Source organism: Photobacterium sp. BZF1, from assembly GCF_014349205.1.
GTDB lineage: Bacteria > Pseudomonadota > Gammaproteobacteria > Enterobacterales > Vibrionaceae > Photobacterium.
Genome location: NZ_JACSOF010000266.1, coordinates 1 through 3,278, shown reverse-complemented (window position 1 = coordinate 3,278; position 3,278 = coordinate 1). Strand labels below are relative to the sequence as shown.

The following is a 3,278-nucleotide window of genomic DNA, read 5'->3' as shown; positions in this document are numbered from 1 at the left end:
TTAGAGAACTGAACAACAACTGGAGCTTTAACTTTAGCAGCAGCTTCTAGTACAGAGTTTACAGAGTCAGTGTTAACAACGTTAACCGCTGGAAGAGCAAATTTGTTTTCTTTTGCTACTTCAAATACTTTCTGTACGTCGTCGCCAGAAATAACACCAGGTTTTACAAAATCGAAGATCTTAGACATAACAATAGTCCTATTAGCCTTGTTGTCTTATATAAATATATAAATCTGTGCAATCGTTTGCGAAGTGGCCATATTCTACAAAAACATGACCTTTTTCACAATCAGATAAAAGGCGGGAGCTCTTTATTGGACGGAACTCCCGCACTCAAATTACTTAAGCTTTAGCACGCTCTTCTAGCATTGCAACCGCTGGAAGTACTTTACCTTCAACGAACTCAAGGAACGCACCGCCACCTGTAGAGATGTAAGAAACGTCAGCCTTGATACCGAACTTGTCGATAGCCGCTAGAGTGTCACCGCCGCCTGCTACAGAGAAACCTGCAGATTCAGCGATTGCTTTAGAGATACCTGCAGTACCCGCTTCGAAGTTCTTGAACTCGAATACGCCTACTGGGCCGTTCCAAAGGATAGTTTTCGCGTTGCCGATGATTTCAGCAAGAGCTGCAGTTGACTCAGGACCTAGGTCGAAAATCATGTCATCGTCAGCAACTTCTGTAACGCTCTTGATTTCAGCTTCAGCGTTCTCGTCGAATGCTTTCGCACAAGCAACGTCAGTTGCAACTGGGATTGCACACTCTTTCATTAGCTTCTGAGCAGTTTCAACTAGGTCAGCTTCGTATAGAGACTTACCTACGTTGTGGCCTTCAGCAGCGATGAAAGTGTTTGCGATACCACCACCAACAACTAGCTGGTCAGCAACTTTAGATAGAGACTCAAGTACAGTTAGCTTAGTAGAAACTTTTGAACCACCAACGATAGCAACCAATGGACGCTCTGGGTTGTCCATTGCTTTACCTAGTGCTTCTAGCTCAGCAGCAAGAAGAGGACCAGCACATGCAACAGGAGCGTAAGTACCTACACCGTGAGTAGACGCCTGTGCACGGTGAGCCGTACCAAATGCGTCCATTACGAATACGTCACATAGTGCAGCGTACTTCTTAGAAAGCTCTTCTTCGTTCTTCTTCTCGCCTTTGTTGAAGCGAACGTTTTCAAGAACAACTAGCTCGCCAGCGTTCAGCTCAAGACCGTCTAGGTAGTCTTTTGCTAGCTTAACGTCGCAATCTAGAGCATCGTTTAGGTAGTTAACAACAGGCTGTAGAGAGAACTCTTCCGCGTACTCGCCTTCAGTTGGACGACCAAGGTGAGAAGTAACCATTACTTTTGCGCCAGCTTCTAGGCACTGCTTAATAGTTGGCAGAGATGCAAGGATACGTGCATCAGAAGTTACTTTACCGTCTTTCACTGGTACGTTTAGGTCCGCACGGATGAATACGCGTTTACCTGCTAGTTCCAGATCAGTCATCTTGATTACAGACATGGTTTGTCCTCTCAACATTGATTAATTTAAAGTCAAAGTTTTTGTCGGCCCAGCGTCACTGCCAAGCCCAATAATTCTTACATCTATTTACTCGGCAACCTTATCGGTAGCCTGCATTGCCAGGGCGGTGTCTAGCATCCGGTTGGCAAAGCCCCATTCGTTATCACACCAGACCAACAGCTTGATAAGATGCTGATTACTTACACGGGTCTGGGTACCGTCGACAATCGCGCTATGGGGATCGTGATTGAAGTCTATCGAGACAAGTGGCGCTTCTGTGTAATCCACTATGCCATCTAATGTACAACGAGACGCCTCGGCCAGTGATTGATTTACGTCATTAACTTTCACATTTGTTTTTACAGTGACACTTAAATCCATCGCAGTGACGTTAATTGTCGGTACGCGCACAGAGATGGCTTCGAATTTGTCAGAAAATTTCGGAAAGATACGACCAATACCCAGATGAAGTTTAGTATCAACGGGAATAATCGACTGGCTGGCAGCTCGGGTCCGGCGTAAATCGCTGTGGTAAGCATCGATGACCTGCTGGTCATTCATCGCCGAGTGGATAGTGGTAATGGTGCCGGATTCAATCCCGAAGGCTTCATCCAATACCTTGATAACAGGGACAATACAGTTGGTGGTGCAAGAGCCGTTGGAGACAATGTGATGCTCAGCTCTGAGCGAGTCATGGTTCACACCATAGATAATGGTATTGTCGATATCATTTGCAGCAGGGTGGGAAAATAACACTTTCTTGGCGCCCGCTTTGATGTGGGCTTCACCGTCGGCACGGCTGCCGAAGATGCCGGTACAGTCCAGGACAATATCGATGTCGAGGTCTTTCCAGGGTAGTAAGTGAATGTCGCTTTGGTGGAGGATACGGATACTGTCCTGTTCGCCGTTTTCATGAGCAATAAACAAGTGCTCCTGATCATGGCTGACAGGCTTGAAGAAGCGTCCGTGACTAGTGTCATACTGCAGCAGATGAGCCATAGCTTCAGGCTCAGCCAATTCGTTGACTGCCACGACGTCGATGTGATGATCTTTACCGCTCTCGTACAGTGCGCGAAGCACACTGCGACCAATACGGCCAAATCCATTAATTGCGACTTTTAGTGTCATATCCGTGCTACAAAATTAATAAGCCGCGTTAGTGTATAACAAGCCAACTTGATAATCACCATAAATGTGAGCAGAGTCACCCAAGAGAATAAATCACCATATTTTCATTAACTTAAAATGAAAACCTTGGATTTTTGCGGGTCTTTACCAGCAATTTATAGCGTGACAGGGGTCTCATTTCATATAAAAAAAGACCCCATGACGGGGTCTTTTTTTCATCCTTCGAAATAAATCACCTTGCGCAACGCACCAAGCGGTTTAGTTCGTGTTCGGCTTATGCCAACAGCTCTTTCGCTGTGTTTACCACGTTTTCAGTGGTGAAGCCGAACATTTTGAATAGCTCGCCAGCTGGTGCTGATTCGCCGAAGGTCGTCATACCGATGATACGGCCGTTGAAACCTACGTACTTGTACCAGAAGTCAGCAATACCCGCTTCGATAGCAACACGGGCTGTTACGTCTGATGGCAGAACTGCTTCACGGTAAGCGGCATCTTGCTTGTCGAATGCATCCGTTGATGGCATTGAAACAACGCGAACTTTCTTACCTTCTGCAGTTAGCTGTGCAGCAGCTTCTACCGCTAGCTCAACTTCAGAACCGGTTGCGCCTTCGTCACGGATCTCACCGCCTGAACCTGTTGAAGCA

4 protein-coding genes are annotated in these 3,278 nt (G+C 46.4%); all 4 read right to left on the bottom strand.

Features of this window, described 5'->3' with window-relative positions:
- Positions 1-188, bottom strand: a 188-nt coding sequence (locus BIZ37_RS29730; protein WP_187464610.1) for a class II fructose-bisphosphate aldolase, incomplete at its 3' end; no start/stop codon positions are given.
- Between the two features lie 154 nt (positions 189-342).
- The gene (locus BIZ37_RS29725; protein ID WP_107300893.1) at positions 343-1,506 is read right to left on the bottom strand and encodes a phosphoglycerate kinase; all 1,164 of its coding nucleotides are present in this window, start codon (positions 1,504-1,506) and stop codon (positions 343-345) included.
- 87 nt (positions 1,507-1,593) lie between these two features.
- The gene (gene epd, locus BIZ37_RS29720) at positions 1,594-2,634 is read right to left on the bottom strand and encodes an erythrose-4-phosphate dehydrogenase (protein ID WP_187464609.1); all 1,041 of its coding nucleotides are present in this window, start codon (positions 2,632-2,634) and stop codon (positions 1,594-1,596) included.
- Positions 2,635-2,908: 274 nt separating this feature from the next.
- On the bottom strand, positions 2,909-3,278 hold a 370-nt coding region (locus tag BIZ37_RS29715; protein ID WP_304622273.1), incomplete at its 5' end, for a transketolase C-terminal domain-containing protein.

Bases quoted from the DNA above. Each gene is read 5' to 3' on its own strand.
- BIZ37_RS29725 (WP_107300893.1), bottom strand. From the start codon at position 1,506: ATGTCTGTAATCAAGATGACTGATCTGGAACTAGCAGGTAAACGCGTA.
- epd (WP_187464609.1), bottom strand. From the start codon at position 2,634: ATGACACTAAAAGTCGCAATTAATGGATTTGGCCGTATTGGTCGCAGT.